This is a genomic window from Pseudomonas putida NBRC 14164, from assembly GCF_000412675.1.
Taxonomy (GTDB): Bacteria; Pseudomonadota; Gammaproteobacteria; order Pseudomonadales; family Pseudomonadaceae; genus Aquipseudomonas; species Aquipseudomonas putida.
On sequence record NC_021505.1, the window covers coordinates 78,139 to 104,200 of the forward strand.

Sequence of the window (26,062 nt, forward strand, 5' to 3'; positions counted from 1 at the left end):
CGCTCCCACAGGGGGCGCGTCGTGTCTGAAACTACAGTTTGGCTTTGACGGCCTCCAGGGCATTGCCATCGGCCTTGGTAGTCACCCCAGCCAACCACCCTTCCAGCACCTCTGGATACGTTTTCACCCAAGCCCTGGCAGCGTCATCGAAGCTGATCTTCTTATCCACAACCTCGGCCATGATGGCGTTTTCCATGTCCAGGGTAAATTTCAGGTTACCCAACAGCTTCGCCGCATTCGGGCAGGCTTGTGGATAACCCTTTCGGGTCAGCGTGTACACCTCGCCCTTGCTGCCGAACCACTTTTCCCCGCCAGTCAGGTAATGCATTTTCAGCTTCACGTTCATCGGGTGCGGGGTCCAGCCAAGGAAGGTGATGAACTGCTGTTTCTTCACCGCCCGGTCGACCTGGGCCAGCATCGCCTGCTCGCTGGACTCCACCAGTTTCCACTGGCCGAGGTTGAATTCATTCTTGTCGATGATTGCCTTCAGCGACAGGTTGGCCGGTGCACCGGAGCCGATACCGTACAGCTTCTTGTCGAACTGGTCGGCATGCTTCTGCAGGTCGGCAAAGTCCTTCACCCCGGCATTCCACACGTAGTCGGGCACCGCCAGGGTGAACTCGGTTCCTTCCAGGTTACGTGACAGTTGCTGCACATCGCCGTTGGCGATGAACTTGTCATGGAAGCCTTGCTGCGCCGGCATCCAGTTGCCCAGGAAGACATCGACGCGGCCGTCCTTCAAGCCGCCGTAGATGATCGGCACGGCCAGGCTGTCGATCTTCACCTTGTAGCCCAGGCTTTCCAGTAACAGACGGGCCACGGCATTGGTCGAGGCGATATCGCTCCAGCCGGGGTCGGCCATTTTTACGGTACTGCATTGCGCGTCGCTGTCGGCGGCGTGGGCCGTGGCGGTGCCCAGGGCCAGGGCGAACACGGCGGCGGAGAACTTGTGCATGGCGGCCTCTCTTTTCAATCCAGGGGTGCGGGCTGTGGATAACGTGCCTTGCGCTCGAGGTCGTCGAGATCGATGTGGTTGCGCATGTACTGTTGGCTGGCGTCCACCAGCGGTTGGTGGTCCCAGCTTTTCAGCGTGCCGATGGCCAGCGCCTCCGCCACCAGGCGGCGGCGCCGCTGGCTGGCGAGTACCTGCTGGCGCAGGCTGGGGATATCCCAACGCTGTCGTGCTTCATCGGCAAATGCCTGCAGCAGCGCCTGGTGGTCCGGGCTGCCGGCGAGGTTCTCCCGCTCGTGCGGGTCGCGGCTCAGGTCATAGAGTAGCCATGGGTCGTCTTCGCTGTACACGAACTTGTAAGGCCCACGGCGGATCATCATCAGCGGGCCGACGGTGCCTTCGGCCATGTATTCGCCGATCACTTCATCGTGGCCGCCCTGCCCTTGCAGGTGGCCAAGCAGCGAGCGGCCGTCCAGATGCAGGTTGTTATCCACAGTGCCGCCAGCCAGTTCTACCAAGGTTGGCAGCAGGTCGCAGGTCGATACCGAGGCACTGACCCGAGCCGCCGCAAAGTGCTTGGGCGCATGGATCAGCAGCGGTACCCGCGCCGACATCTCGAACCAGTGCATCTTGTACCAGAGGCCACGCTCGCCAAGCATGTCGCCGTGGTCGCCGGAGAACACGATCAGGGTGTCGTCGGCCAGGTTGCACTCTTCCAGGGTTTGCAGCAGCTGGCCGATGTTGTCGTCGATGTAGCTGCAGGCGCCGAAGTAAGCGCGGCGGGCGTCGTGGATCTTGTCCACAGGCAGCGGTTTGTTCCACAGGTCGTAGACCTTGAGCAGGCGTTGCGAGTGGGGGTCGAGTTCTGCCTGGTTGAACTCGGCGCGGGGCATGGGGATATCCACACCTTCGTAGCGGTCCCAATAGCGCTTGGGGATGGTGTACGGGTCGTGCGGGTGAGTCATCGAAACGGTCAGGCAGAATGGCCGGCCATCGTTCTCGCGCACATGGTCGTACAGGTACTGGCGCGCCTTGAACACCACTTCCTCGTCGAAATCCAGCTGGTTGGTACGTATGCATGGGCCGGCCTGCAGTACCGAAGACATGTTGTGATACCAGCTCGGGCGCACATCCGGTTCGTCCCAGTTCACCGCCCAGCCGTAGTCGGCCGGGTAGATGTCGCTGGTCAGGCGCTCTTCATAGCCGTGCAGCTGGTCCGGGCCGCAGAAGTGCATCTTGCCGGACAGCGCGGTGCGGTAGCCCAGGCGGCGCAGGTAGTGGGCATAGGTCGGCACATCAGCGGGGAAATCGGCGGCATTGTCGTAAGCGCCGATGCGGCTGGGCAACTGGCCGCTGACCAGGGTGAAGCGTGACGGCGCGCACAGCGGGCTGTTGCAGTAGGCCGAGTCGAACACCACCGCCTGCTCGGCCAGGCGGCTCAGGTGCGGCATCTGGATGGGCGAAGGGGCGTAGATCGGCAGCAAGGGTGCGGCCATCTGGTCGGCCATGATGAACAGGATATTCGGGCGCGTCATGGTGGCTTCCATCGTTGAGGGTTATGCGATTCACTTGCCTTTCAAGATGCGACTGCGGATAACATGGGTAAAGCCCATGGCGGGCAATGACTGGGATTAGCTGAGCTTATGTTTGAGCACCTTGCCGAGTTGTCGCTGGATACCTTGCGCGTTTTCGAAGCTGCGGCACGCCTGCGGGGGTTTACTGCGGCGGCGCTGGAGCTGGGCACGACACAGCCGGCAGTGAGCCAACAGGTGAAACGCCTGGAAGCCCAGCTGGGCACGCGCCTGTTTGACCGTATTTATCGCGGCATCGAGCTCACCGAGGCCGGCCAGCTGTTGTTTGAACAGGTACACCAGGGCCTGCAAGCCATGGATGACGGCATTTCCCAGGCCAGCGGGCGTGGCCAGCGAGAAGTGCTCCAGGTGGCCACCGACTTTGCCTTTGCGGCCTTCTGGCTGATGCCAAGGCTGCAACGCTTTCACGAGGCTTATCCACAGGTGGATGTGAGCCTGGTGACCGGTGAACGCAGCCAGGGGATGTTGCGCCCGGACATCGATGTGGCGGTGCTGTTTGGCGATGGGCGCTTTCATCAGGGTGAAAGCCGCTGGCTGTTCGATGAAGAAGTTTTCCCGGTGTGCAGCCCCCGCCTGACGGATGGCAAACCCTTGTCAGCCGTGGCTTTGCAACGTTTGCCTTTGCTGCATTTGAAGGGCGAGCAGGCCAGCCGCTGGTTTGACTGGGCGGGGGTTTTCCGCGGGTTTGGCGTGGCCAGCCCACCGCCTGCGGGGCAATTGCGGTTCGACAACTATACGTTGCTGATTCAGGCAGCGATTGCAGGGCAAGGGGTGGCGATTGGTTGGCGGCACCTGGTGGATGGGTTGGTGGAGCAAGGGTTGCTGTGCCGGCCGCTGGCGGGGAGTTTGCGCTCTCAGCGCGGGTATTACGCGGTGCTGCCGCCGCGCAAGCGGCGTGGGGCGTTGATCGAGCGGTTTGTGGGGTGGCTTGAGGATGAGCGCAGCCTTTGAGATTTTGGGGCCGCTTTGCGGCCCATCGCCGGCAAGCCAGCTCCCACAGGTACTGCACGGGGCCAGGCATCGGCGCAGCCTTTGAGATGTTGGGGCCGCTTTGCGGCCCATCGCCGGCAAGCCAGCTCCCACAGGTACTGCACAGGGCCAGGCATCGGCGCAGCCTTTGAGATGTTGGGGCCGCTCTGCGGCCCATCGCCGGCAAGCCAGCTCCCACAGGTACTGCACAGGGCCAGGCATCGGCGCAGCCTTTGAGATTTTGGGGCCGCTCTGCGGCCCATCGCCGGCAAGCCAGCTCCCATAGGTACTGCACGGGGCCAGGCATCGGCGCAGCCTTTGAGATGTTGGGGCCGCTCTGCGGCCCATCGCCGGCAAGCCAGCTCCCACAGGTACTGCACAGGGCCAGGCATCCGCGCAGCCTTTGAGATTTTGGGGCTGCGGCCCATCGCCGGCAAGCCAGCTCCCATAGGTGCTGCACGGGGCCAGGCATCGGCGCAGCCTTTGAGATGTTGGGGCGGCGGCCCATCGCCGGCAAGCCAGCTCCCACAGGTACTGCACGGGGCCAGGCATGGCGCAGCCTTTGAGATGTTGGGGCCTGCGGCCCATCGCCGGCAAGCCAGCTCCCACAAGTACTGCACAGGCCAGGCATCGGCGCAGCCTTTGAGATGTTGGGGCCTGCGGCCCATCGCCGGCAAGCCAGCTCCCACAGGTACTGCACAGGGCCAGGCATCGGCGCAGCCTTTGAGATGTTGGGGCCGCGGCCCATCGCCGGCAAGCCAGCTCCCACAGGTACTGCACGGGGCCAGGCATGGGCGCAGCCTTTGAGATGTTGGGGCCGCTTTGCGGCCCATCGCCGGCAAGCCAGCTCCCACAGGTACCGCACAGGGCCCGGCATCGGCGCGGTCGGAGTGGGAGCTGGCTTGCCGGCGATGGGCTGCACAGCAGCCCCGGCGATCTAGACCACGAAGTTCAGATGCTCGCCCCGGTGCAGGTCCAGTTCCAGCATATCCGCCATCCCCGCCGCCACACGTGCCCACCCCTCATCGGGCAAAGCCTGCGGCGTATTGATCAAGGTCCAGTGCAAAGCACTGCGCTGCAACCCATCAACCACATGGTCCACACATTCCCGCTCCACCTCGCTGTACTTGGCCGGCTCATCCAGCACAGCGAAATCGCCCACCAGCAACAGCCGGCGTATAGTCGTACGCTCAAGCCCCGCCACCAGCGCCTCGCTCAGCCGTGCTTGCCCCGGCAAGTCACCTGGCGCCAGCGCCGACAACAGGGCGATTACCGCCGAGCCGCCTGCCGCGCCCTGCTCTGCCTGGTCGGCATCGTCCAGCCCGCCTATCTTGAAGTGCAGGCCCGGGCGGGCGGTGTGGCGGTTCAGGTCATCGACCACGGCGGTGACTTCGTGCTGGCGCGACAGCAGCTCGGCCATCAGGGCATTGCCCAGGCTGCTTTCAGGCCCGAACAAGACCAGTTTGAACACTGGAGTTTCGGCGTTTTTCACTGCATCACTCCCTTTGCAGGTGGTGATGGTTGGACCGCAATCAGGAGTTATCGTGCAGAGGATCAAGGGTTACCACGCCCACGTTTATTACGACGCAGCGACCATGGAGCAGGCCCGTGAACTGTGCGAGGAGGCGGCGCGGCTGTTTCCCGTGACGATGGGGCGCATGCATCAGAAGCCGGTTGGGCCACACCCGGACTGGAGTTGCCAGCTGGCGTTCGGGCCTGAAGTGGTAGGGGTGGTTTTGCCTTGGTTGGCGCTGTACCGCAAGGGCCTGGTGGTATTCATGCACCCGGAAACCGGGGATGAACTGGCGGACCACCGGGATCATGCGATCTGGATGGGGGCCGTGCGGCCATTGAAACTGTCGATTTTTGGTGGGTAATTCTATTGCCTGTGATGGCCTCTTCGCGGGCTTGCCCGCTCCCACAGGTTCTCCACAGTTTTCAGCATCTGTGTAATCCCTGTGGGAGCGGGCAAGCCCGCGAAGCAGGCGACGCGGTTTAGCGGCGGGCGCCGCGCACGCCTTCAGCCAGTGCCGAGCACAGGCTCAATACATCACTCACCGCCTGGTCGGCACTTTTAGCCTGGGCGATCTTGTCGACCAGCGCCGAGCCCACCACCACACCATCCGCCAGGCGGGCAATGTTCGCAGCCTGCTCCGGGGTACGAATGCCAAAACCGACGCTGATAGGCAGGTCGGTATGCCGGCGCAGGCGGGCAATGGCTTCGGTCACGTGCTCGGTGGTCGCCGAGCCGGCACCGGTCACACCGGCCACCGACACGTAGTACACAAACCCGGAGCTGCGCTCCAGCACGCGCGGCAGGCGCGCATCGTCGGTGGTCGGGGTGGTCAGGCGGATGAAGTCGATGCCTGCAGCCTGCGCCGGGCTGGCCAGTTCGGCGTCATGCTCTGGCGGCAGGTCGACGATGATCAGGCCATCGACACCTGCTTCCTTGGCTTCAGCCACGAACGCGTCCACGCCAAAGCGGTGGATCGGGTTGTAGTAGCCCATCAGCACGATTGGCGTAGTGTGGTTATCCACTCGGAATTCGCGAACCATCTGCAGGGTCCTGGCCAAGGTCTGGCCAGCTTCCAGGGCGCGCAGGGTGGCCAACTGAATGGCCACGCCATCGGCCATCGGGTCGGTGAACGGCATGCCCAGTTCGATCACGTCGGCACCGGCTGCCGGCAGCCCCTTGAGGATCTGCAGCGAGGCGTCGTAGCCCGGGTCGCCTGCGGTGACGAAGGTGACCAGTGCCGAACGGCCTTCGGCCTTCAGTTCGGCGAAGCGTTGTTCAAGACGGCTCATGCCTGTTTCTCCTGGGCGGCCATGTGGTTCATGACGGTTTGCATGTCTTTGTCGCCGCGGCCCGACAGGCACACGACCATCAGGTGGTCCTTGGGCAGCTTCGGTGCGCGCTTGATCGCTTCGGCCAGGGCGTGGGAGCTTTCCAGCGCCGGGATGATGCCTTCCAGACGGCAGCTGGCGTGGAACGCATCCAGCGCTTCGTCATCGGTAATGCTGACGTACTCGACGCGCTTCACTTCGTGCAGGTAGGCGTGCTCCGGGCCGATGCCCGGGTAGTCAAGGCCTGCGGAAATCGAGTGGGCGTCGGTGATCTGGCCGTCTGCATCTTGCAGCAGGTAGGTGCGGTTGCCGTGCAGTACGCCCGGTACCCCGCCGTTCAGGCTGGCAGCGTGCTTGTCGGTGTGCACGCCGTGGCCACCGGCTTCGACGCCGATGATCTGTACGCTTGGCTCTTCGAGAAACTCATGGAACAGGCCCATGGCGTTGGAACCACCACCGACGCAGGCAACCAGGCTGTCTGGCAGGCGGCCTTCCTTCTCTTGCAGCTGAGCGCGGGTTTCCTTGCCGATGATCGACTGGAAGTCGCGGACCATGGCCGGGTACGGGTGTGGGCCAGCGACAGTGCCGATCAGGTAGAAGGTGTCTTCGACGTTGGTGACCCAGTCGCGCAGGGCTTCGTTCATGGCGTCTTTCAGGGTGCCGGTACCGGCGGTAACCGGGACGATTTCGGCGCCCAGCAGCTTCATGCGGAACACGTTCGCCTGCTGGCGCTCGATGTCGGTGGCGCCCATGTAGATCACGCACGGCAGGCCGAAGCGGGCAGCGACGGTGGCGGTGGCCACGCCGTGCATGCCGGCGCCGGTTTCGGCGATCAGGCGCTTTTTGCCCATGCGCTTGGCCAGCAGCACCTGGCCGATGCAGTTGTTCACCTTGTGCGCGCCGGTGTGGTTGAGCTCTTCACGCTTGAAGAAGATCTTCGCACCGCCACAGTGCTCGGTCAGGCGCTCGGCGAAGTACAGCGGGTTGGGGCGGCCGATGTAGTCGCGCTGGAAGTAGGCCAGCTCTTCGAGGAACTTGGGGTCTGCCTTGGCCGCTTCGTATTCGCGGGCCAGGTCCAGCACCAGTGGCATGAGGGTTTCGGCCACGTAGCGGCCGCCGAACGAGCCGAACAGGCCATTGGCGTCGGGGCCGGGGCGGTATTGGGACTGGGTCATGGGGCGCTCCAGGGCGTAATGAATGAGTGATGGGCTTTACTCTAACCACGGCAAGCCCGGCTGAAAACCGATAAGATTGCGCAAACTTGTCAGAAAAACTCACAGGTAAAATGGCCCACGATCTCCCTCCCCTGAATGCCCTGCGCGCCTTCGAGGCTACCGCCAGGCTCAACAGCGTTAGCCAGGCGGCTGAAGCGCTGCATGTTACCCATGGCGCTGTCAGCCGGCAGATCAAGGTGCTTGAGGAGCACCTGGGGGTGGCGCTTTTCGTCAAGGACGGGCGTGGCATCAAACTCACAGATGCCGGTGTGCGTCTGCGCGATGCCAGCGGTGAGGCCTTCGACCGGTTGCGCAGCGTGTGTACAGAACTCAGCCGCGATGTCAGCGAGGCGCCGTTTGTGCTGGGCTGCTCGGGGAGCCTGCTAGCGCGTTGGTTTATCCCCAGGCTTGGTCGCCTGAAGGCGGATTTGCCTGAGTTGCGCCTGCACTTGTCCGCAGGTGAAGGTGACCTCGACCCCCGTCGTCCAGGGCTCGATGCATTGCTGGTATACGCTGAACCCCCATGGCCGGCGGACATGCAGGTGCATGTGCTGGCTGAGGAGCGTATCGGGCCGGTGCTTAGCCCGCATTTTGCCGGCTTCGATCGCTTGCGAGATGCGCCCGCCAAAGCCCTGCTGGAGGAGGCCCTGTTGCATACCACCTCGCGGCCACAAGCATGGCCGACATGGGCTGGGCAACAGGGATTGGACCCGGCCGGGTTGCAGTACGGCCAGGCGTTCGAGCATTTGTACTATTTGCTGGAGGCTGCGGTTGCAGGCCTTGGGGTGGCCATCGCGCCACAGCCGCTGGTGGCAGATGACTTGAGGGCCGGGCGCCTCAGCGCGCCGTGGGGCTTTTCCCCTACCCGGGCAGCGCTGGCCTTGTGGGTGCCGCGGCGCGCCGCAGATGGGCGCGCCGAGCAGTTGGCGCAGTGGCTGCGCCGCGAATTGGAACGCCAGGCGGGTTAGTTGCGACGGGTCAGCAGATAGGCCGCCAGCAGGCCGAGGGCGCCAAGCGCCACGCCCGCTGTCGTAACCGGGTGCTCCTGTGCGTAATCACGGGTAGCAATACCGGTCTGGCGGGTGCGGGTCTTCACTTCCTCATAAGCATCGCTGAGCAGGCTGCGCGAGTGTTTCAGCGCGCTTTCGGCGTTGCTGCGGATTGCCTTCACCGACTTCTGGGACTCTTCCGAGGCGTCATGCTTGAGGTTTTCCAGGCTTTTCAGAAGGCTTTCGATCTCCGCTTCCATGCTCTCCAGGGATGTTTTACGCAGCGAGTTGCGGTGCATGTTGACTCTCCTTTGCAGTATGGGCTGTAAGGTTGCGACCCTTGGCCCGCGCGAAAGTGCGATCGAACTTTCACCTTGGCGGACGGCTCGCAGGTAAACCAGGCCTACCCTGCTAGGCTGAATTTCACCGTTATCCAAGGAGCGTGAACATGACTGACCATCACACGTACAAGAAGATCGAACTGGTGGGATCCTCGCCAACCAGCATCGAAGACGCGATCAACAATGCCCTGGCAGAAGCCGGCAAGAGCATCAAGCACCTGGAATGGTTTGAAGTGGTCGATACCCGTGGGCATATTGAAGGCAACAAGGCCGCGCATTTTCAGGTCACGCTGAAGGTGGGCTTTCGTATCGCCAATAGCTGAAACACTGCCGGGCTGGATGATCCCGGCCTAATGGGGTATTCAGGAGAGGGGCGCATTGGCGGGCGCCCTTTCTGATTTCATCTGCACAAGGAAAGCGATCGATGAAAAAACTGATTCTGGCGCTGGGCCTGATGACACTGGCCGGTGGTGCGCTGGCGGCGGGCAAGCCGTGCGAAGAGCTGAAGGCAGAAATTGCCGCCAAGCTGGATGCCAAAGGGGTTACTGGCTACAAGCTGGAGGTCGTCAACAAGGGCGAGCCGGCCGGCAAGGTGATTGGTAGCTGCGAGGCGGGTACCAAAGAGATTGTGTACCGCCGCGGTTGATGCGTTTGCTTTTTCGCGGGCTCGCCCGCTCCCACAGGTAACACACTGGGTCAGGCACCCGTGCAGTCCTGTGGGAGCGGGCGAGCCCGCGAAAAAGGTCAGGCGGTCTTGAGGGCCTGCGCCAACAGCTCATAGGACCGGATCCGGTCCGCATGCTCATACAGGTCACAGGTAAAGATCAGCTCGTCCGCCCCGGTCTGCTCCAGCAGCACCTCCACCTTGGCCTTTACCTTCTGCGGGCTGCCGATCATCGCCAGGCCGAGGAAACTGCCTACCGTATCCCGCTCATGGGGCAACCACAGCCCATCCATGCTTTCTACGGGCGGCCTCTGCATCAGGCTCTGGCCGCGAATCAGCGCCAGGATGCGCTGGTACACCGAGGTTGCCAGGTATTCGGCCTTTTCGTCGGTTTCTGCCACCACCATGGGGATGCCCAGCATCACATACGGCTTGTCCAGCGTGGTCGAGGGCTTGAAATGATTGCGGTAAACGCGGATTGCCTCGTGCATGAAGCGCGGCGCAAAGTGTGAGGCAAAGGCATAGGGCATGCCGCGCATGCCCGCCAGCTGGGCGCTGAACAGGCTGGAACCGAGCAGCCACATCGGCACGTCAGTGTCGTGCCCCGGCACGGCGATCACTTTTTGATCATCGGTACGCGGGCCGAGGTAGCGCGACAGTTCCTCGACATCGTCCGGGAAGTCGTCCGGGCCGCCGGCACGGTCACGGCGCAGGGCGTAGGCGGTCATCTGGTCCGAGCCCGGCGCACGGCCCAGGCCCAGGTCGATACGCCCCGGGTAGAGGCTGGCCAGGGTGCCGAACTGCTCGGCGATCACCAGCGGCGCGTGGTTGGGCAGCATCACCCCGCCAGAGCCTACGCGAATGGTCGAGGTGCCACCGGCCAGGTAGCCGATCAGCACCGACGTCGCCGAACTGGCGATGCCGTCCATGTTGTGGTGCTCCGCCACCCAGAAGCGGTTGTAGCCAAAACGCTCGACGTGTTGCGCCAGGTCCAGCGAGTTGCGCAGCGATTGCGCCGGGCCTGCATCGGCGCGCACGGGCACCAGGTCGAGGGTGGATATTTTCAGATCACGCAGCTGCGTCATGGGAGCCTCCGCAAAGGTGGTTGGCCAGAGGCCTTTGTAACTCTGTATGGGCATATTCGGGGGATTCAATGTTTGCTGTGCGATTGGTCTGAACTTGCCGTAAGTGGCGGGCCTCTGAATCCATAACCACGTAACCGAATGACCAGGAGGCAGTATGAAAAAGACAGCATCGGCGATCTGGCAAGGTGGCTTGAAGGATGGCAAGGGCCTGCTTTCTACCGAAAGCGGCGCGCTCAAGCAGAACCCGTATGGCTTCAACACCCGTTTTGAGGGCACGCCTGGAACCAACCCGGAGGAGCTGATTGGCGCCGCGCATGCCGGCTGTTTCTCGATGGCGTTGTCGATGATGCTCGGTGAAGCAGGGCTGACTGCGGACCGGATCGACACCGCTGCCGAGGTGACGCTCGACAAGCTGCCGGATGGTTTTGCCATTACGGCCGTGCATCTTGTGCTCCGGGCCAAGGTACCGGGCGCGAGAGAGGCGCAGTTCCTGGAGATTGCCAACAAGGCCAAGGAAGGGTGCCCGGTGTCCAAGGTGCTGAACGCAAAAATCAGCCTGGATGCAGCGCTGGTGGGCTGAAGCGGCGCAACGGAGGCGGTTTGCTGTAGTCTAAACAGCGTCGGCAGCACGCTGCCTTTTCAGGAGCCGTTCCATGATTCGCGTAGCAATCGCCGTGTTGGCTTCCCTGGTCGCCACATCCACGTTGGCGGCGGTCAAGCCGTGCGAGGAACTGAAAGCCGAGATCGAGGCCAAGATCCAGGCTCAGGGTGTGCCGTCCTACACCCTGGAGATCGTGCCCAACAGTGAGGTCAAGGACCAGAACATGGTCGTCGGCACTTGCGATGGCGGGACGAAGAAGATCATTTACCAGAAGAATGATCGGTAGATTCGGGGCCGCTTTGCGGCCCATCGCAGCACTAGGCTGCTCCTGCAAACGTACGCGATCCCTGTAGGAGCAGCCTTGTGCTGCGAATGGGCTGCAAAGCAGCCCCAGCTCACGGAATGCAGAACACGTTACTAGGCTCGTTCACCAGCACCTTGCGGCTGGCGTCGTACAGCAGCACCTGCGGCTCCATCACCGGCGCGCGCGCTTCCAGGCGATAACGCTCGCCGGCCTTGAAGTCGTCAAAGCGCACGGTCAGGTAGCAGGTTCGGTCCCTGGGTTCGGACATGATGCCGCCCGAGTAGATTTCATAATCGAAGCGCACCACCAGTTCGTGCTTGCCGGGCGTTACCTGAAAGTAACGGCCGTCCTCCAGGCGCTTGCCATCGAGGCGGTCGGCCATGATCACGCGGCCGGGGGTCATGGTGTACAGATCAACCCAGGCCTGCTTGGGGTCGACGGGGGGCAAGGGGCTGGCGCAAGCCCCCAGTGCACTGAGGGCGATCAGCATCATGGGCTGGCGCATGGCAAAACTCCCACTTGCGATTTACAAGTAACAAGCATAGCGCCGTTTGTGCGGTTCAGGTGCGTTGGCAGCCTGCAGGCAAGCCTTGGCCGACCATTTTCTGCTGGTCGTCGTAGAGCTTGATCCAGGGGCGGAAGCCGATACTGCCAGCGTGCAGCTGATAGCGCTGCCCGGCGGCAAAGTCCTTGAAGCTCAGTTTGACCTGGCAGTCGCGCCACAAGGGCTCGTCGACCGGGCCGATATTGCTGGGTGTGACCGGGAACTGGTAGCGCACGGTCAGCTCGTGGCTGCCGGGCTGTACTTCGAAATAGCGGCTGTCGGCCCAGTCACGTTCATCGACCTGCACGGCGTCCAGCGAGGTGTTGTCGTAGGGGGTAAGGTCGATCCAGGCCTGATTCGGGTCCGGGGCCGGCAACGTGGAACAGGCGGATATCAGCAACAGTGAACCGGCGACCAACAATGCACGCATGGCGAAACTCCCCCTTGGCGAGATAGTCTTGGAGCGAATTTGGCCTTGAGCGAGTCATACAGCCCGGATGCTTCGACTTTTTTTTATGCAGCGCTCAGGCCCTGGGGCACTCGACCGCGTTTTCACCCGTTTGGTTCCCCTGCTGGGGGCGCTCCTGCTGAACGGTTGCAGCAGCGTGGCCTACTATGGGCAGCTGGCCGAGGGCCAATTGCAGCTGCTGCGTGCGCGACAGCCAGTCGCGCAGGTGCTTGCCGACCCCACCACGTCACCGCAGTTACGCTCGCGCCTGGCGCACGCTGAACAGGCGCGGGTGTTCGCCAGCCAGCAGTTGAAACTGCCGGATAACCGCAGCTACCGGGTTTATGCCGACATTGGCCGGCCTTATGTGGTGTGGAATGTGTTTGCCACGCCCGAACTGTCGTTGCAGCCGGTGACGCACTGTTTCCCGATTGCGGGGTGCGTGGCCTATCGCGGCTACTACCAGCAAGGTGCGGCACGCGGGGCGGCGGCATTGATGCGCCAGGACGGCCTGGATGTGTATCTGGGGGGCGTGGAGGCGTATTCGACCCTTGGCTGGTTCGACGACCCGATCCTGTCGTCAATGGTCGGTTGGGGCGACGAGCGCCTGGCCACGCTCATCTTCCATGAACTGGCTCACCAGCGCTTCTATGTGCAGGACGATACCGAGTTCAACGAATCGTTTGCCTCCTTTGTCGAGCAGGAAGGCACCCGGCAATGGCGTGCAGCGCGTGGGCTTGCCGCTGTTGGCGAGGAGCAGGGGCAGCAGCGTGACCAGTTCATCAGGCTGGTGCTGGCCAGCCGTGAGCGGTTGCAGGCGATTTATGGCGGGCCGCTGGACGATGCGCACAAGCGGCGGGCCAAGCAGGCCGAGTTTGAGCGTTTGAGGCGTGAGTACCGGCAGGTGCGTGATGGCCAGTGGGGCGGTGACAAGCGTTATGACGCCTGGATGTATGGGCCGATGAGTAATGCCAAGTTGTTGCCGTTCGGGCTGTATGACCAGTGGGTGCCGGCGTTTGCGGCGGTGTTTCGTGAGGTGGGTGGGGATTGGCTTCGGTTTTATCAGCGGGTCGAGCAGCTGGGGCGGTTGCCGATTGAAGAAAGGAAAGCGGCGCTGCAGCGTCTGGTGGTTAGCCTGTGACATCTTGGGGCCGCTGCGCGACCCATCGTCGGCAAGCCAACTCCCACAGGGACCGCGCAAGGTTTGAATTTGATGCAGGACCTGTAGGCGCTGGCTTGCCGGCGATGGGCTGCAAAGCAGCCCCTAGGGCACTCAAGCCTTGATGAATGCCTGATGCATCTCGGCCAAGGTCGCAAAGTGGTAGGCCGGCTCTTCTGCCATCAGTTCTTCCTGGCTACCAAACCCATACCCCACCGCCACTGCCTGCAAGCCATTGCTGCGCGCGCCGATCAGGTCATGCTTGCGGTCCCCGATCATCAGGGTTTGCGCCGGGTCCAGCCCTTCTTCATCCAGCAGATGGCGAATCAGCTCGACCTTGTTGGTGCGGGTGCCGTCCAGTTCGCTGCCGTAGATCACCTTGAAGTGTTGGTCGAAGGCGAAGTGCCGGGCGATTTCGCGGGCGAATTCCCACGGTTTGGAAGTGGCGATGTACAGCGTGCGGCCCTGCCCGTTCAGGGCTTCGAGCAACTCCGGCACGCCCTGGAACACCAGGTTTTCGTACAGGCCGGTGACGCGGAAACGCTCCCGGTAGAAGTTCACCGCCTCCCAGGCCTTGGCTTCGTCGAAGCTGTAGAACTGCATGAAGGCCTGTAGCAAAGGCGGGCCGATGAAATGTTCGAGGCGGGCCAGGTCCGGCTCGTCGATGCCCAACTTGGCCAGGGCATACTGGATCGAGCGGGTGATGCCCAGGCGGGGGTCGGTCAGGGTGCCGTCGAGGTCGAAGAGGATGTTTTGCTGTTGCATGTATAAGGTTCCACTTGAGTGCTGCGTTGCCTTCTTCGCGGGCTTGCCCGCTCCCACAGGTATGGCGCTGGCCCTGAAGGCTCCACTAAACCTGTGGGAGCGGGCAAGCCCGCGAATGCGGTCATTCCGGTTGGTCGTAGCCTTCGGCCAGGTGCTGGTCCTTGAGCTTCACGTAATTGCCGGCGCTATATGAGAAGAACGCGCGCTCTTTGTCGTTCAGCAACCTGGCCTGTTTCACCGGGCTGCCCATGTACAGGTAACCACTGACTAGGCGTTTGCCCGGCGGTACCAGGCTGCCGGCACCGATGATTACTTCGTCCTCGACGATGGCGCCATCCATGATGGTGCTGCCCATGCCGACCAGGATCCGGTTGCCCAGGGTGCAGCCATGCAGCATCACCTTGTGGCCGATGGTCACCTCGTCACCGATGATCAGCGGGAAACCGTCCGGGTTGAACGGGCCGGCGTGGGTGATGTGCAGCACGCTGGCGTCCTGCACGCTGGTACGTGCACCGATGCGAATGCGGTGCATGTCGCCGCGTACCACGGTCATCGGCCAGATCGAGCTGTCTTCACCGATCTCCACGTCGCCCAGCACTACTGCCGAGCGGTCGACGAAGGCACGTAGCCCAACTTTCGGAGTGTGTTGCTGGAAGCTTCGGATGGCCATGATAGCGTCTCTCATCTGTGCCGATAGGCAGGCTGCCTGCTGCGGTCGGCGTCGATTGTAATTAAGATGGGGCAGTGTTTCTTCTGCCAAGGTATCCAAACCGTGACTGCGAACAACCCGCTTCTGCAATCCCACGATCTGCCGCCCTTCTCGCAAATCCGTGCCGAACACGTGTTGCCGGCGATCGAAGCTATCCTGGCCGACAACCGTAAAGCCATTGCCGAGATCCTCGAAAAGCAGGGCAAGGCCCCTACCTGGGCTGGCCTGGTGCTGGCCATGGACGAACTGAACGACCGCCTGGGCGCTGCCTGGAGCCCGGTCAGCCACCTTAATGCGGTGTGCAACAGCGCCGAGCTGCGTGAAGCCTACGAGTCGTGCCTGCCTGCATTGAGCGCCTACTCGACCGAACTGGGTCAGAACCGCGCGCTTTTCGAAGCCTACCAGGCGCTGATCAATAGCCCCGAAGCCGCCGGCTTCGACGTGGCGCAAAAGACTATTCTCGAACACGCCCTGCGTGACTTCCGCCTGTCGGGTATCGACCTGCCGGCGGACAAGCAGCAGCGCTACGCCGAAGTGCAAAGCAAGCTCAGCGAGCTGGGCAGCCGCTTCTCCAACCAGCTGCTCGACGCCACCCAGGCCTGGACCAAGCACGTTACCGACGAAGCCGCACTGGCCGGCCTGACCGATTCGGCCAAGGCGCAGATGGCTGCCGCTGCCCAGGCCAAGGGCCTCGACGGCTGGCTGATCACCCTGGAATTCCCCAGCTACTACGCCGTGATGACCTACGCCAGCGACCGCGCCCTGCGCGAAGAGGTGTACGCCGCCTACTGCACCCGCGCCTCGGACCAGGGCCCGAATGCCGGCCAGTTCGACAACGGCCCGGTCATGCAGGAAATTCTCGACCTGCGCCAGGAACTGGCTGCGTTGCTGGGTTACAAGAACTACGCCGAGCTGAGCCTGGCCACCAAGATGGCCGAGTCCAGCGACCAGGTGTTGAGCTTCCTGCGGGACCTGGCCAAGCGTTCCAAGCCGTTTGCCGCCCAGGACCTGGAGCAGCTGAAGGCCTATGCCGCCGAGCAGGGCTGCCCTGAACTGGCCAGCTGGGACGCCGGCTACTTTGGCGAGAAGCTGCGCGAGCAGCGCTACAGCGTGTCGCAGGAAGCCCTGCGCGCCTACTTCCCGATCGACAAGGTGCTGGGCGGCCTGTTCAGCATCGTGCAGCGCCTGTACGGCATCGAAATCGCCGAGCTCAAGGTCTTCGACAGCTGGCACCCGGACGTGCGGCTGTTCGAGATCAAGGAAAACGGCCAGCATGTCGGCCGCTTCTTCTTCGACCTTTACGCCCGCGCCAACAAGCGCGGCGGTGCGTGGATGGACGGCGCCCGCGACCGTCGTCGCACTGCCGGTGGCGAGCTGCAGAGCCCGGTGGCCAACCTGGTGTGCAACTTCACCCCGGCCGCACCCGGCAAGCCTGCATTGCTGACCCACGATGAAGTCACCACCCTGTTCCACGAATTCGGCCACGGCCTGCACCACCTGCTGACCCGCATCGAGCATGCCGGTGTTTCCGGTATCAACGGCGTGGCCTGGGACGCGGTCGAGTTGCCAAGCCAGTTCATGGAAAACTGGTGCTGGGAGCCGGAAGGCCTGGCGCTGATCTCCGGCCACTACGAAACCGGCGCGGCCCTGCCCCAGGACCTGCTGGACAAGATGCTGGCGGCGAAGAACTTCCAGTCGGGCATGATGATGGTGCGCCAGTTGGAGTTCTCGCTGTTCGACTTCGAGCTGCACGCCAGCCATGGCGACGGTCGCAGCGTACTGCAGGTGCTCGAAGGCGTGCGTGACGAGGTGTCGGTCATGCGCCCACCGGCGTACAACCGCTTCCCCAACAGCTTTGCGCATATTTTTGCGGGCGGTTACGCGGCGGGCTACTACAGCTACAAGTGGGCTGAAGTGCTGTCGGCTGACGCGTTCTCGCGCTTCGAGGAAGAAGGTGTGCTGAATGCCGAGACCGGGCGTGCCTTCCGCGAGGCTATCCTGGCCCGTGGCGGTTCGCGCGAGCCGATGGTGCTGTTTGTCGACTTCCGTGGCCGTGAGCCTTCCATCGATGCGCTGCTGCGCCATAGTGGTCTTACCGAAGGCGCTGCGGCGTGAGCGAGGTAGTTGTGAACAAGACCAAGAAACGCTTCATTGCCGGGGCGGTATGCCCCGCGTGCAGCGAGCCCGACAAGCTGATGATGTGGAGCGAAGACGACGTACCGCACCGCGAGTGCGTCGCCTGCGGGTTCACCGACACCCTCAACGAGCAGGGCTTGTCGGTGCCCAAGGAGCTCGGCACCCGGGTCAACCACCTGGCGCCCAAGGCGGCGCCGGCCAAGGTCCAGACGGTGCAGTTCTTCCCTAATCCGAAGCTGAAGAAACCGACAGAGTAAGCACTGGCTGTCGGATCAGAGGCGCTGGTGGATTCATGGTAGCTGCGATACTGTATGTAAATACAGTATAGGGGTTAGCCATGAATCCTCCAGCACCACTAAAGGGCCGTGGCACGGCGCACAATCCGCACAACCGTTTTGCCCCCAACCATTCGGTGGTCGAGGACGACGGCTGGTATCAGGAAGTGCCGCAGACCCAGGGCACAGAAGTGCGCAGCGAGACGGCGAAGTCGGTCATCTCCCGCAATACCTCGCCCGACCTGCCCTTCGACCGCTCCATCAACCCCTATCGTGGCTGCGAGCATGGCTGCATCTACTGCTATGCCCGCCCTTCCCATGCCTATTGGGACCTCTCCCCCGGCCTGGATTTTGAAACCAAGCTGATCGCCAAGACCAATGCCGCCGAAGTGCTTGCGCAACAGCTGAGCAAGCCGGGTTACGTGTGCGCGCCGATCAACCTGGGCTCCAATACCGACCCGTACCAGCCGATCGAGCGGGAGCAGTTGCTGACCCGGCGGCTGCTGGAAGTGTTGCTGCGTTTTCGCCACCCGGTGACCATCGTGACCAAAGGTTCGCTGGTGTTGCGCGACCTCGACCTGCTGGCCGAAATGGCCCGGCAACGTCTGGCGCGGGTAATGATCAGCCTGACCACGCTGGACGACGACCTCAAGCGGGTTCTGGAACCGCGGGCGGCGTCACCCAGTGCCCGGTTGAGGGCCATCCGCGTGTTGCGCGAGGCGGGTGTGCCGGTGGGTGTGTTGTGTTCGCCGATGATTCCGATGATCAACGACAGTGAGCTGGAGCGTTTGCTGGAGGCTGCCAGGGAAGCGGGCGCACAGAGCGCGGCCTACATGATGCTGCGCCTGCCACTGGAGGTGGCGCCGCTGTTCGAGCAGTGGCTGCAGGACCATTACCCGCAACGGGCGGCCCATGTGTTGAGCCTGATCCGCCAGAGCCGGGGCGGCGAGCTGTATGACAGCCGGTTTGGTGCGCGCATGCGCGGTGAAGGGGTATTTGCCGAGCTGTTGGCACAACGGTTTGCCAAAGCCATGAAGCGGCTGGATTTTGAAGGGCGGGAGGCGCAGACGCTGGACTGCTCTGCCTTCTGCCCGCCCAATGGGCAGATGGCCCTGTTTTGATTTTGAAAAGATCACGGCTTTTTTGGGAGCGGGCGTGCCCGCGAACACCGGCGCAGCCGGTGCCATATACCGAGTTGCCCTTATCGCGGGCACGCCCGCTCCCACAGGCAGCTTGCAGGTCTCAGGTCCCCAAATGGGGCCCATTGCCAGCCCTCAATACAACTAATCCGAGTTAATAATTGCGCTAATACATATTGGCAGTTGATGTTTTTTTGCTATTATCCAGAACCCGCCTTTTATATCTGGAACGCCCGTTCTAGAGCCTTCGAATTAAGTTTCAGTTAAGTTTTCCCCGCTAGCGTAGGAAATCAGTCCACACCGACTGTGATCTATGGCCCGTGCGTGTCATCTAAAACCCTGCATAGCCAGAATCTTTCACCGGTAAAATGGATTTACCAACACACCGTCAAGAGGATGAATCATGCCCGTCAAGGACCCATCCAAGGTCGTTCCGGAGGTACCCGCTGAGGGCGCCGATGCCGCCCTGAAGCACATCGTCGACGGCTTCCTGCGCTTTCACCATGACGTCTTCCCCGAACAGCAAGAGCTGTTCAAGAAGCTCGCCACTGCGCAAACGCCGCGTGCCATGTTCATCACCTGCGCCGACTCGCGCATCGTCCCCGAGCTGATCACCCAGAGCTCGCCTGGCGACCTGTTCGTAACCCGTAACGTGGGTAACGTGGTACCGCCCTACGGTCAGATGAACGGCGGCGTTTCCAGCGCCATCGAATACGCCGTGCTTGCGCTGAAAGTGCACCACATCATCGTCTGTGGGCATTCCGACTGTGGCGCCATGCGTGCAGTACTCAACCCGCAATCGCTGACCAAGATGCCGACTGTTTCCGCCTGGCTGCGCCATGCCGAAGTGGCGCGTACCGTGGTCGAGAACAACTGCTCGTGCGGTACCGAACACGAAACCATGCAGGTGCTGACCAAGGAAAACGTGATCGCCCAGTTGCATCACCTGCGCACCCACCCTTCGGTTGCCTCGCGCCTTGCAGCCGGTGAGCTGTTCATTCATGGCTGGGTTTACGACATCGAAACCAGCAAGATCGAAGCTTATGACGCCATCAGCGACAGCTTCCTGCCCCTGGCTGCTGGCGAGCCGGTCCCCTGCGCTACTCCGAGAGGCCGCTACTAAGCGACCCATCCACCGCTAGAACCTTGATAGCCGGCTGCACCCTATGGGGTGTGGCGCGGCCTTCGGCTGCCTTGAATTCCCTGACTGCCTTGCCGGCAAGCCCGCTGGCGGCCCGCGCTTGCGCGCTCGTCAGGGGCAAACGTGCCCACGGCCAGAGGAATGGCCGTGCGACAGAGAAAGGAGAAACACGGTGAACATTACACAGTTGAAAGCGGCCCTGCCGCGTGAGTTGCTGGCGTCGGTGGTGGTCTTTCTGGTGGCCCTGCCGTTGTGCATGGGTATCGCGATTGCCTCGGGCATGCCGCCGGCCAAGGGCCTGATTACCGGCATTATCGGCGGCATTGTGGTGGGTTTCCTCGCCGGTTCGCCGTTGCAGGTCAGCGGCCCAGCCGCCGGCCTGGCGGTACTGGTGTTCGAGCTGGTGCGCCAGCATGGCATGGCCATGCTTGGGCCGATCCTGTTGCTGGCCGGGCTGCTGCAGTTGCTGGCCGGGCGCCTGCGCCTGGGTTGCTGGTTTCGTGTCACTGCGCCAGCGGTGGTGTACGGCATGTTGGCGGGGATTGGCGTGCTGATCGTGTTGTCGCAGGTGCATGTGATGTTCGACACGGCGCCGCAGCCTTCCGGGTTGCAGAACCTGCTGGAATTCCCGTCCACCGTTGCCGCAGCCCTGCCACAGGAAAACGCAGGCTCCGGCTGGATGGCCGGTGCGCTGGGCCTGGGCACCATCGCCATCATGTGGGGCTGGGAACGCCTGCGGCCGCAGCGGCTGCGCTTCGTCCCTGGCGCGCTGCTGGGTGTTGCCGCCATGACTGCCATCAGTATGTGGCTGGCCTTGCCGGTAAACCGCGTGCAGGTGCCGGCAGACCTGTCCGAGGCCATCGACTGGCTCCGCCCGGCTGACCTGATGCAACTGGCCGACCCTACCCTGCTGGTCGCCGCCTTTGCCCTGGCCTTCATCGCCAGCGCCGAAACCTTGCTCTCGGCCGCGGCGGTAGACCGCATGCACAGCGGCCAGCGTTCGGACTTTGACCGTGAACTGTCGGCCCAAGGTATCGGCAACATGCTCTGTGGCGTGCTGGGCGCGCTGCCGATGACGGGTGTGATCGTGCGCAGCTCGGCCAATGTGCAGGCGGGGGCGCAGACACGGGCATCGGCAATCTTCCACGGCTTGTGGCTGTTGGCCTTCGTGGTGGTGTTGAGCAGCGTGCTGCAGCAGATTCCGGTGGCGAGCCTGGCGGGTGTGCTGGTGTTTACCGGGGTCAAGCTGGTCGACTTCAAGGCATTTCGTGGCCTGGGCCGTTATGGTCGCATGCCGATGTTCACCTATGCGGCGACGGCGCTGGCCATCATCTTCACCGACCTGCTGACCGGTGTGCTGCTGGGCTTTGCCCTGACCCTGCTGAAGCTGGCGTTCAAGGCAGCGCGGCTGAAGATCAACCTGGTGAGCCTCGCCAAGGATGGTCACATGGAACTGCGCCTCAGTGGCGCGGCCACGTTCCTGAAGGTGCCGGCGCTGACCCAGGTGCTGGATACCGTACCCGCGGGCACCACGTTGCATGTGCCGTTGGGCAACCTGAGCTACATCGACCACTCGTGCCTTGAGCTGCTGGAGGACTGGAACCGCAGTAATGCGGCCAATGGGTCGCGGTTGTTGATCGAGCAGCGGCGCCTGAAGCGGCGGATCGAGGGGCGGTTGCGGACTACGGCGGGGGTTGGGGCGTGAAAACTTCCATCGCCTGAACTGGCCTCTTCGCGGGTGAACCCGCTCCCACAGGGACCGCACAGACACTCAATGCTGTGCAGTACCTGTGGGAGCGGGCTAGCCCGCGAAGAGGCCGGTACAGGAATATCAGGCTGGCTGACCCAGCTCCACACCCAGCTGTCGCGACAGGCAAGGCCAGCGCTTCCACGCCTCGCCGGTTGCCGGGCTGCTCAGCTTTTCGCGATAAGCCTCCACCGATTCCACCGCAAAGCTTTCGTCATTGAGCATTTCGTCAACCGAGTGGTGCACCACTTCATCTAGCTGGTTGGCAAAGCTCTCGCCAATCAGCTGGTGGGCAATCAGGTTGGCGACCGTGGTGTCGACCGGGATCAGCGGCTGCTGGAAGTGGCGGATGTACAGGTCATTCACCTCTTCCACCAGGCGGTGCGCCAGGTAGGCCTCATCCAGTAGGCAGTCCAGGCCTACATGCCCTTGCATCACGCTGGGCGGCTGCAGGAAGTAGGCCTCGGCAATTTTCAGTACAGGTTTGATCTGCGATTCGATCCCGGCTTCGCGGGCGACCGCGTGGGCGGCCTCCAGCAGTTCCGGAACCTGATCGATGTAGGCGCTGACGAAGCGCGCCAAAGTACCCTGGGCGTCCTGCTCAGGCAGTTGGATCGAGGGGTGCAGATGGGGCAGTTGCAGCTCGAGACGCTGTTTCAATTGGCCGGTCTGGCCTTCATGTTGATGGGCTTGGCTTACCTGCTCGCGTACAGCAGCGATGTTCATGACAACTCCAGGGACATTACGTTTCAAACGGAAGACACTAAATTAGCTCGGTATACAGAATACCTAAGACGCATTTGTTATAAGCGGCGCAAACGTGTGCGCTATCAGGTATATGGGAGTGCCATTATTGCGCCACACCCTATCAAGCGCGCGGTTTTCAGACCATTCAGTCATTTCGTGAAGTTCATTTCACAGGCTTCATTGCGTGCCATTGGTCGCTGTCTATACTCCCGTTGAACGTGATTCGTTGATGAGGCCCGACTGCTTTTGCAGGGGCTCGGTCGTCGAAGCCAGGCAGTCTTGACCGCCGTTCCCTCTTGCCGCAGGCCACGCCTCCGGGACAACAAGAATTAGAAGGGGAACCCGCAATGATGCGACATCCACATGTCTGGATGGGCCTCCTGTTGTGGTCGGTTTTTGGTCAGGCCAACGCCGCCTGGACCGTGAACATGCACCCGGGGGCGACGGAGGTTTCCAACGCCGTCTTCGACCTGCACATGACCATCTTCTGGATCTGCGTGATCATCGGCGTAGTTGTATTCGGCGCGATGTTCTGGTCCATGGTCGTCCACCGCCGCTCCACTGGCCAGCAGGCCGCGCATTTCCACGAGCATACCTGGGTGGAAATCATGTGGACCGTAGTGCCCTTCCTGATTCTGGTGGTGATGGCCATCCCGGCCACCAAGACCCTGATCGACATCTACGACGCCAGCGAGTCGGACATCGACATCCAGGTCACCGGCTACCAGTGGAAGTGGCACTACAAATACCTGGGCCAGGATGTGGAGTTCTTCAGCAACCTGGCCACCCCCACCGATCAGATTCACAACAAGGCCCCCAAGGACGAGCATTACCTGCTCGAAGTCGACCAGCCGCTGGTGCTGCCGGTGGGCGCCAAGGTGCGCTTCCTGGTGACTGCTGCCGACGTCATCCACTCCTGGTGGGTGCCGGCCTTCGCGGTCAAGCGCGACGCCATCCCCGGCTTTGTCAACGAAGCCTGGACCCGTATCGAAAAGCCCGGCATCTACCGCGGCCAATGCACCGAGCTGTGCGGCAAGGACCACGGCTTCATGCCGGTAGTGGTGGAGGTCAAGTCCAAGGCCGACTACGACACCTGGCTGGGCGAGCGCAAGGCTGAAGCCGCCAAGCTCAAGGAACTGACCAGCAAGGAGTGGACCCTGGAAGAGCTGGTGGAACGTGGCGACAAGGTCTACCACACCACCTGCGTGGCCTGTCACCAGGCCGAAGGCCAGGGCCTGCCGCCGATGTTCCCGGCGCTCAAGGGCTCGAAGATCGCCACCGGGCCGAAGGAAGGCCACCTGAGCATTGTCTTCCACGGCAAGCCCGGTACCGCCATGGCGGCGTTCGGCAAGCAGCTCTCGGAAGTCGACATTGCCGCCGTTGTCACCTACGAACGCAACGCCTGGGGCAACAACAAGGGCGACATGGTCACGCCGAAGGACGTGCTGGCGCTGAAGCAGGCAGAAGCCAAGTGAACCGGGTTACTCGCGGCAATCAATGGGTTGCAGGAGACAGGACATGAGCACAGTGATCGACGACCACGCCCACGGCCATGAGCACGCCCACGGCCCGGCCAAGGGCCTGATGCGCTGGGTACTGACCACCAACCATAAAGACATCGGCACGATGTACCTGTGGTTCAGCTTCATCATGTTCCTGCTTGGCGGCTCGTTCGCCATGGTGATCCGCGCCGAGCTGTTCCAGCCTGGCCTGCAGATCGTGGAGCCAGCCTTCTTCAACCAGATGACCACCATGCACGGCCTGATCATGGTGTTTGGCGCGGTGATGCCGGCCTTCGTCGGCCTGGCCAACTGGATGATCCCGTTGATGATCGGCGCGCCTGACATGGCCCTGCCGCGCATGAACAACTTCAGCTTCTGGCTGCTGCCGGCAGCCTTCCTGCTGTTGGTCTCGACCCTGTTCAGCCCGGGTGGCGGGCCGAACTTCGGCTGGACCTTCTACGCCCCGCTGTCCACCACCTACGCCCCCGCCAGCGTCACCTTCTTCATCTTCGCCATCCACCTGATGGGTATCAGCTCGATCATGGGCGCGATCAACGTGATTGCCACCATCCTCAACCTGCGTGCGCCTGGCATGACCCTGATGAAGATGCCGCTGTTTGTCTGGACCTGGCTGATCACGGCCTTTCTGCTGATTGCGGTGATGCCGGTGCTGGCCGGTGTGGTGACCATGATGCTGATGGACATTCACTTCGGCACCAGTTTCTTCAGCGCGGCCGGGGGCGGTGACCCGGTGCTGTTCCAGCACGTGTTCTGGTTCTTCGGCCACCCCGAGGTGTACATCATGATCCTGCCGGCCTTTGGTGCGGTCAGCTCGATCATCCCGGCGTTCTCGCGCAAGCCGCTGTTCGGCTACACCTCGATGGTGTACGCCACCGGCGCAATTGCCTTTCTGTCGTTCATCGTCTGGGCCCACCACATGTTCGTGGTCGGCATCCCGGTAGTCGGTGAGCTGTTCTTCATGTACGCCACCATGCTGATTGCCGTGCCCACCGGGGTGAAGGTGTTCAATTGGGTCAGCACCATGTGGGAAGGCTCGCTCACCTTCGAAACGCCGATGTTGTTCGCCATCGCCTTCGTCATCCTGTTTACCATCGGCGGCTTCTCCGGGCTGATGCTGGCCATCGCCCCGGCGGACTTCCAGTACCACGACACCTACTTCGTGGTGGCGCACTTCCACTACGTGCTGGTGCCCGGGGCAATCTTCGGCATCTTCGCCTCGGCGTACTACTGGCTGCCGAAATGGACCGGCCACATGTACGACGAAACCCTTGGCAAGCTGCACTTCTGGCTGTCGTTCATCGGCATGAACATGGCCTTCTTCCCCATGCACTTCGTAGGGCTGGCCGGCATGCCGCGGCGCATCCCGGACTACAACCTGCAGTTCGCCGACTTCAACATGGTGTCGTCCATCGGCGCGTTCATGTTCGGCGCCACGCAGATCTTCTTCCTGTTCATCGTCATCAAGTGCATCCGCGGCGGGGCGCCGGCACCGGCCAAGCCCTGGGATGGCGCCGAAGGCCTGGAGTGGTCGATCCCCTCACCTGCGCCCTACCACACCTTCCAGACACCCCCGGAAGTGAAATAGGAACCCCGCCATGAACGGCCTGTCGCTGAAACGCCTGGTAACGCGCCTGCTGATGCTGACGGTGGTGATGTTCGCCTTCGGCTTCGCTCTGGTGCCGATCTACGACGTGATGTGCAAGGCCTTCGGCATCAACGGCAAGACCGGAGGGCAATACGAGGGCAGCCAGGTCAGTGACCCGTCGCGTTCGGTGCGGGTGCAGTTCATGTCGACCAATGCCAGCGACATGGTCTGGGACTTCTACTCCACGGCTGACCAACTGGAGGTCAACCCGGGGGCGGTGAACCAGATGATCTTCGTCGCGCACAACCCGACCGACCGACCCATGAGCGCGCAGGCGATACCCAGCATCACCCCGGCCGAGGCCGCAGCGTACTTCCACAAGACCGAGTGCTTCTGCTTTACCCAGCAGGTGCTGCAGCCCGGCGAACGCATCGAGATGCCCGTGCGCTTCATCGTCGACCGCGACCTGCCGGCCAGCGTGAAGCACCTGACACTGGCCTACACCTTGTTCGACATCACCGCTCGCCACCCGCCGGTCGCGCATGTTGCGGCCCAGGACGTCCAGGGCGCCCGTTAAGGGAAGGAGAAC

Annotated in this window: 28 protein-coding genes; 16 read left to right on the top strand and 12 right to left on the bottom strand. The window is 62.5% G+C overall.

Features of this window, described 5'->3' with window-relative positions; all coding sequences use genetic code 11:
* Positions 1-31 precede the first annotated feature (31 nt).
* Together choX and betC are read right to left on the bottom strand one after the other, a co-directional pair.
* The gene (gene choX, locus PP4_RS00340) at positions 32-955 is read right to left on the bottom strand and encodes a choline ABC transporter substrate-binding protein (protein WP_016497378.1); all 924 of its coding nucleotides are present in this window, start codon (positions 953-955) and stop codon (positions 32-34) included.
* A gap of 14 nt (positions 956-969) precedes the next feature.
* Positions 970-2,487, bottom strand: coding sequence for a choline-sulfatase (betC, locus tag PP4_RS00345; protein ID WP_016497379.1), 1,518 nt, complete (start codon positions 2,485-2,487; stop codon positions 970-972).
* A gap of 108 nt (positions 2,488-2,595) precedes the next feature.
* Here betC and PP4_RS00350 point away from each other — a divergent pair, with 108 nt between their 5' ends.
* Positions 2,596-3,495 carry a choline sulfate utilization transcriptional regulator gene (locus PP4_RS00350; RefSeq protein WP_016497380.1) on the top strand — a complete coding sequence of 300 codons (900 nt, stop codon included), beginning with the start codon at positions 2,596-2,598 and terminating at the stop codon, positions 3,493-3,495.
* Between the two features lie 955 nt (positions 3,496-4,450).
* On the opposite strand, the gene PP4_RS00355 is transcribed toward PP4_RS00350, so the two are convergent.
* Positions 4,451-5,005 carry an NAD(P)-dependent oxidoreductase gene (locus tag PP4_RS00355; RefSeq protein WP_016497381.1) on the bottom strand — a complete coding sequence of 185 codons (555 nt, stop codon included), beginning with the start codon at positions 5,003-5,005 and terminating at the stop codon, positions 4,451-4,453.
* Between the two features lie 52 nt (positions 5,006-5,057).
* Here PP4_RS00355 and PP4_RS00360 point away from each other — a divergent pair, with 52 nt between their 5' ends.
* Complete coding sequence (locus tag PP4_RS00360) at positions 5,058-5,390, top strand: DOPA 4,5-dioxygenase family protein (RefSeq protein ID WP_016497382.1); 333 nt, start codon at positions 5,058-5,060, stop codon at positions 5,388-5,390.
* Positions 5,391-5,508: 118 nt separating this feature from the next.
* Here PP4_RS00360 and trpA read toward each other — a convergent pair whose 3' ends face one another.
* A complete protein-coding gene (trpA, locus tag PP4_RS00365) occupies positions 5,509-6,318 on the bottom strand; it encodes a tryptophan synthase subunit alpha (RefSeq protein WP_016497383.1) in 810 nt (269 codons plus the stop codon).
* On the bottom strand, positions 6,315-7,532 hold the full coding sequence (gene trpB / locus PP4_RS00370; RefSeq protein WP_016497384.1) for a tryptophan synthase subunit beta: 1,218 nt from the start codon (positions 7,530-7,532) through the stop codon (positions 6,315-6,317). The genes trpA and trpB overlap by 4 nt, the downstream gene beginning before the upstream one ends.
* Positions 7,533-7,642: 110 nt before the next feature.
* On the opposite strand from trpB, the gene PP4_RS00375 reads away from it, so the two are divergent.
* Positions 7,643-8,539, top strand: a complete 897-nt coding sequence (locus PP4_RS00375) for a LysR family transcriptional regulator (protein ID WP_016497385.1) — start codon at positions 7,643-7,645, stop codon at positions 8,537-8,539.
* On the opposite strand, the gene PP4_RS00380 is transcribed toward PP4_RS00375, so the two are convergent.
* Positions 8,536-8,859 (bottom strand): DUF883 family protein, encoded by a 324-nt coding sequence (locus tag PP4_RS00380; protein WP_016497386.1) that lies wholly within the window; start codon positions 8,857-8,859, stop codon positions 8,536-8,538. The two genes, PP4_RS00375 and PP4_RS00380, sit on opposite strands and share 4 nt — an antisense overlap.
* 149 nt (positions 8,860-9,008) lie before the next feature.
* On the opposite strand from PP4_RS00380, the gene PP4_RS00385 reads away from it, so the two are divergent.
* A complete protein-coding gene (locus tag PP4_RS00385; protein ID WP_016497387.1) occupies positions 9,009-9,224 on the top strand; it encodes a dodecin in 216 nt (71 codons plus the stop codon).
* Positions 9,225-9,325: 101 nt separating this feature from the next.
* Positions 9,326-9,547 carry a DUF1161 domain-containing protein gene (locus PP4_RS00390; protein WP_016497388.1) on the top strand — a complete coding sequence of 74 codons (222 nt, stop codon included), beginning with the start codon at positions 9,326-9,328 and terminating at the stop codon, positions 9,545-9,547.
* A gap of 98 nt (positions 9,548-9,645) precedes the next feature.
* Here the strand turns inward: PP4_RS00390 and PP4_RS00395 are convergent, their stop codons facing one another.
* A complete protein-coding gene (locus tag PP4_RS00395; protein ID WP_016497389.1) occupies positions 9,646-10,650 on the bottom strand; it encodes an LLM class flavin-dependent oxidoreductase in 1,005 nt (334 codons plus the stop codon).
* A gap of 154 nt (positions 10,651-10,804) precedes the next feature.
* Between PP4_RS00395 and PP4_RS00400 the strand changes: the two genes are divergently transcribed.
* Together PP4_RS00400 and PP4_RS00405 are read left to right on the top strand one after the other, a co-directional pair.
* Positions 10,805-11,230 (top strand): OsmC family protein, encoded by a 426-nt coding sequence (locus tag PP4_RS00400; protein WP_016497390.1) that lies wholly within the window; start codon positions 10,805-10,807, stop codon positions 11,228-11,230.
* Positions 11,231-11,303: 73 nt separating this feature from the next.
* Positions 11,304-11,537 (top strand): DUF1161 domain-containing protein, encoded by a 234-nt coding sequence (locus PP4_RS00405; RefSeq protein WP_016497391.1) that lies wholly within the window; start codon positions 11,304-11,306, stop codon positions 11,535-11,537.
* Between the two features lie 109 nt (positions 11,538-11,646).
* Here PP4_RS00405 and PP4_RS00410 read toward each other — a convergent pair whose 3' ends face one another.
* Positions 11,647-12,060: a PA0061/PA0062 family lipoprotein gene (locus PP4_RS00410; protein ID WP_016484244.1), complete on the bottom strand. Its 414-nt coding sequence runs from the start codon at positions 12,058-12,060 to the stop codon at positions 11,647-11,649.
* A 55-nt stretch (positions 12,061-12,115) separates the two neighbouring features.
* On the bottom strand, positions 12,116-12,529 hold the full coding sequence (locus tag PP4_RS00415; protein ID WP_016497392.1) for a PA0061/PA0062 family lipoprotein: 414 nt from the start codon (positions 12,527-12,529) through the stop codon (positions 12,116-12,118).
* 85 nt (positions 12,530-12,614) lie between these two features.
* Here PP4_RS00415 and PP4_RS00420 point away from each other — a divergent pair, with 85 nt between their 5' ends.
* Entirely contained in the window at positions 12,615-13,688 is a 1,074-nt protein-coding gene (locus tag PP4_RS00420; RefSeq protein WP_016497393.1) for an aminopeptidase, read from the top strand.
* Between the two features lie 132 nt (positions 13,689-13,820).
* Here PP4_RS00420 and PP4_RS00425 read toward each other — a convergent pair whose 3' ends face one another.
* Positions 13,821-14,471 (bottom strand): HAD family hydrolase, encoded by a 651-nt coding sequence (locus tag PP4_RS00425; RefSeq protein WP_016497394.1) that lies wholly within the window; start codon positions 14,469-14,471, stop codon positions 13,821-13,823.
* A gap of 121 nt (positions 14,472-14,592) precedes the next feature.
* Positions 14,593-15,141 (bottom strand): gamma carbonic anhydrase family protein, encoded by a 549-nt coding sequence (locus tag PP4_RS00430; protein ID WP_016497395.1) that lies wholly within the window; start codon positions 15,139-15,141, stop codon positions 14,593-14,595.
* A gap of 66 nt (positions 15,142-15,207) precedes the next feature.
* On the opposite strand from PP4_RS00430, the gene prlC reads away from it, so the two are divergent.
* From prlC to PP4_RS00455, 5 genes are all read left to right on the top strand, one after another.
* Complete coding sequence (gene prlC, locus PP4_RS00435; protein WP_016497396.1) at positions 15,208-17,295, top strand: oligopeptidase A; 2,088 nt, start codon at positions 15,208-15,210, stop codon at positions 17,293-17,295.
* The gene (locus PP4_RS00440; protein ID WP_016497397.1) at positions 17,292-17,573 is read left to right on the top strand and encodes a YheV family putative zinc ribbon protein; all 282 of its coding nucleotides are present in this window, start codon (positions 17,292-17,294) and stop codon (positions 17,571-17,573) included. Before prlC ends, PP4_RS00440 begins: the two co-directional genes overlap by 4 nt.
* 80 nt (positions 17,574-17,653) lie before the next feature.
* Positions 17,654-18,712 carry a PA0069 family radical SAM protein gene (locus tag PP4_RS00445; RefSeq protein WP_016497398.1) on the top strand — a complete coding sequence of 353 codons (1,059 nt, stop codon included), beginning with the start codon at positions 17,654-17,656 and terminating at the stop codon, positions 18,710-18,712.
* A gap of 421 nt (positions 18,713-19,133) precedes the next feature.
* Positions 19,134-19,853, top strand: a complete 720-nt coding sequence (locus PP4_RS00450) for a carbonic anhydrase (RefSeq protein WP_016497399.1) — start codon at positions 19,134-19,136, stop codon at positions 19,851-19,853.
* A 190-nt stretch (positions 19,854-20,043) separates the two neighbouring features.
* Entirely contained in the window at positions 20,044-21,576 is a 1,533-nt protein-coding gene (locus PP4_RS00455; RefSeq protein ID WP_016497400.1) for a SulP family inorganic anion transporter, read from the top strand.
* A 126-nt stretch (positions 21,577-21,702) separates the two neighbouring features.
* Here PP4_RS00455 and PP4_RS00460 read toward each other — a convergent pair whose 3' ends face one another.
* On the bottom strand, positions 21,703-22,344 hold the full coding sequence (locus tag PP4_RS00460) for a hypothetical protein (RefSeq protein ID WP_016497401.1): 642 nt from the start codon (positions 22,342-22,344) through the stop codon (positions 21,703-21,705).
* 368 nt (positions 22,345-22,712) lie between these two features.
* Between PP4_RS00460 and coxB the strand changes: the two genes are divergently transcribed.
* Genes coxB through PP4_RS00475 form a run of 3 tightly spaced genes read left to right on the top strand, consistent with a single transcriptional unit; the run spans position 22,713 to position 26,050 of the window.
* On the top strand, positions 22,713-23,840 hold the full coding sequence (gene coxB / locus PP4_RS00465) for a cytochrome c oxidase subunit II (RefSeq protein WP_016497402.1): 1,128 nt from the start codon (positions 22,713-22,715) through the stop codon (positions 23,838-23,840).
* A gap of 43 nt (positions 23,841-23,883) precedes the next feature.
* Positions 23,884-25,473, top strand: coding sequence for a cytochrome c oxidase subunit I (ctaD, locus tag PP4_RS00470; protein WP_016497403.1), 1,590 nt, complete (start codon positions 23,884-23,886; stop codon positions 25,471-25,473).
* Between the two features lie 10 nt (positions 25,474-25,483).
* Positions 25,484-26,050 (top strand): cytochrome c oxidase assembly protein, encoded by a 567-nt coding sequence (locus tag PP4_RS00475; RefSeq protein ID WP_016484257.1) that lies wholly within the window; start codon positions 25,484-25,486, stop codon positions 26,048-26,050.
* Positions 26,051-26,062: the final 12 nt, after the last annotated feature.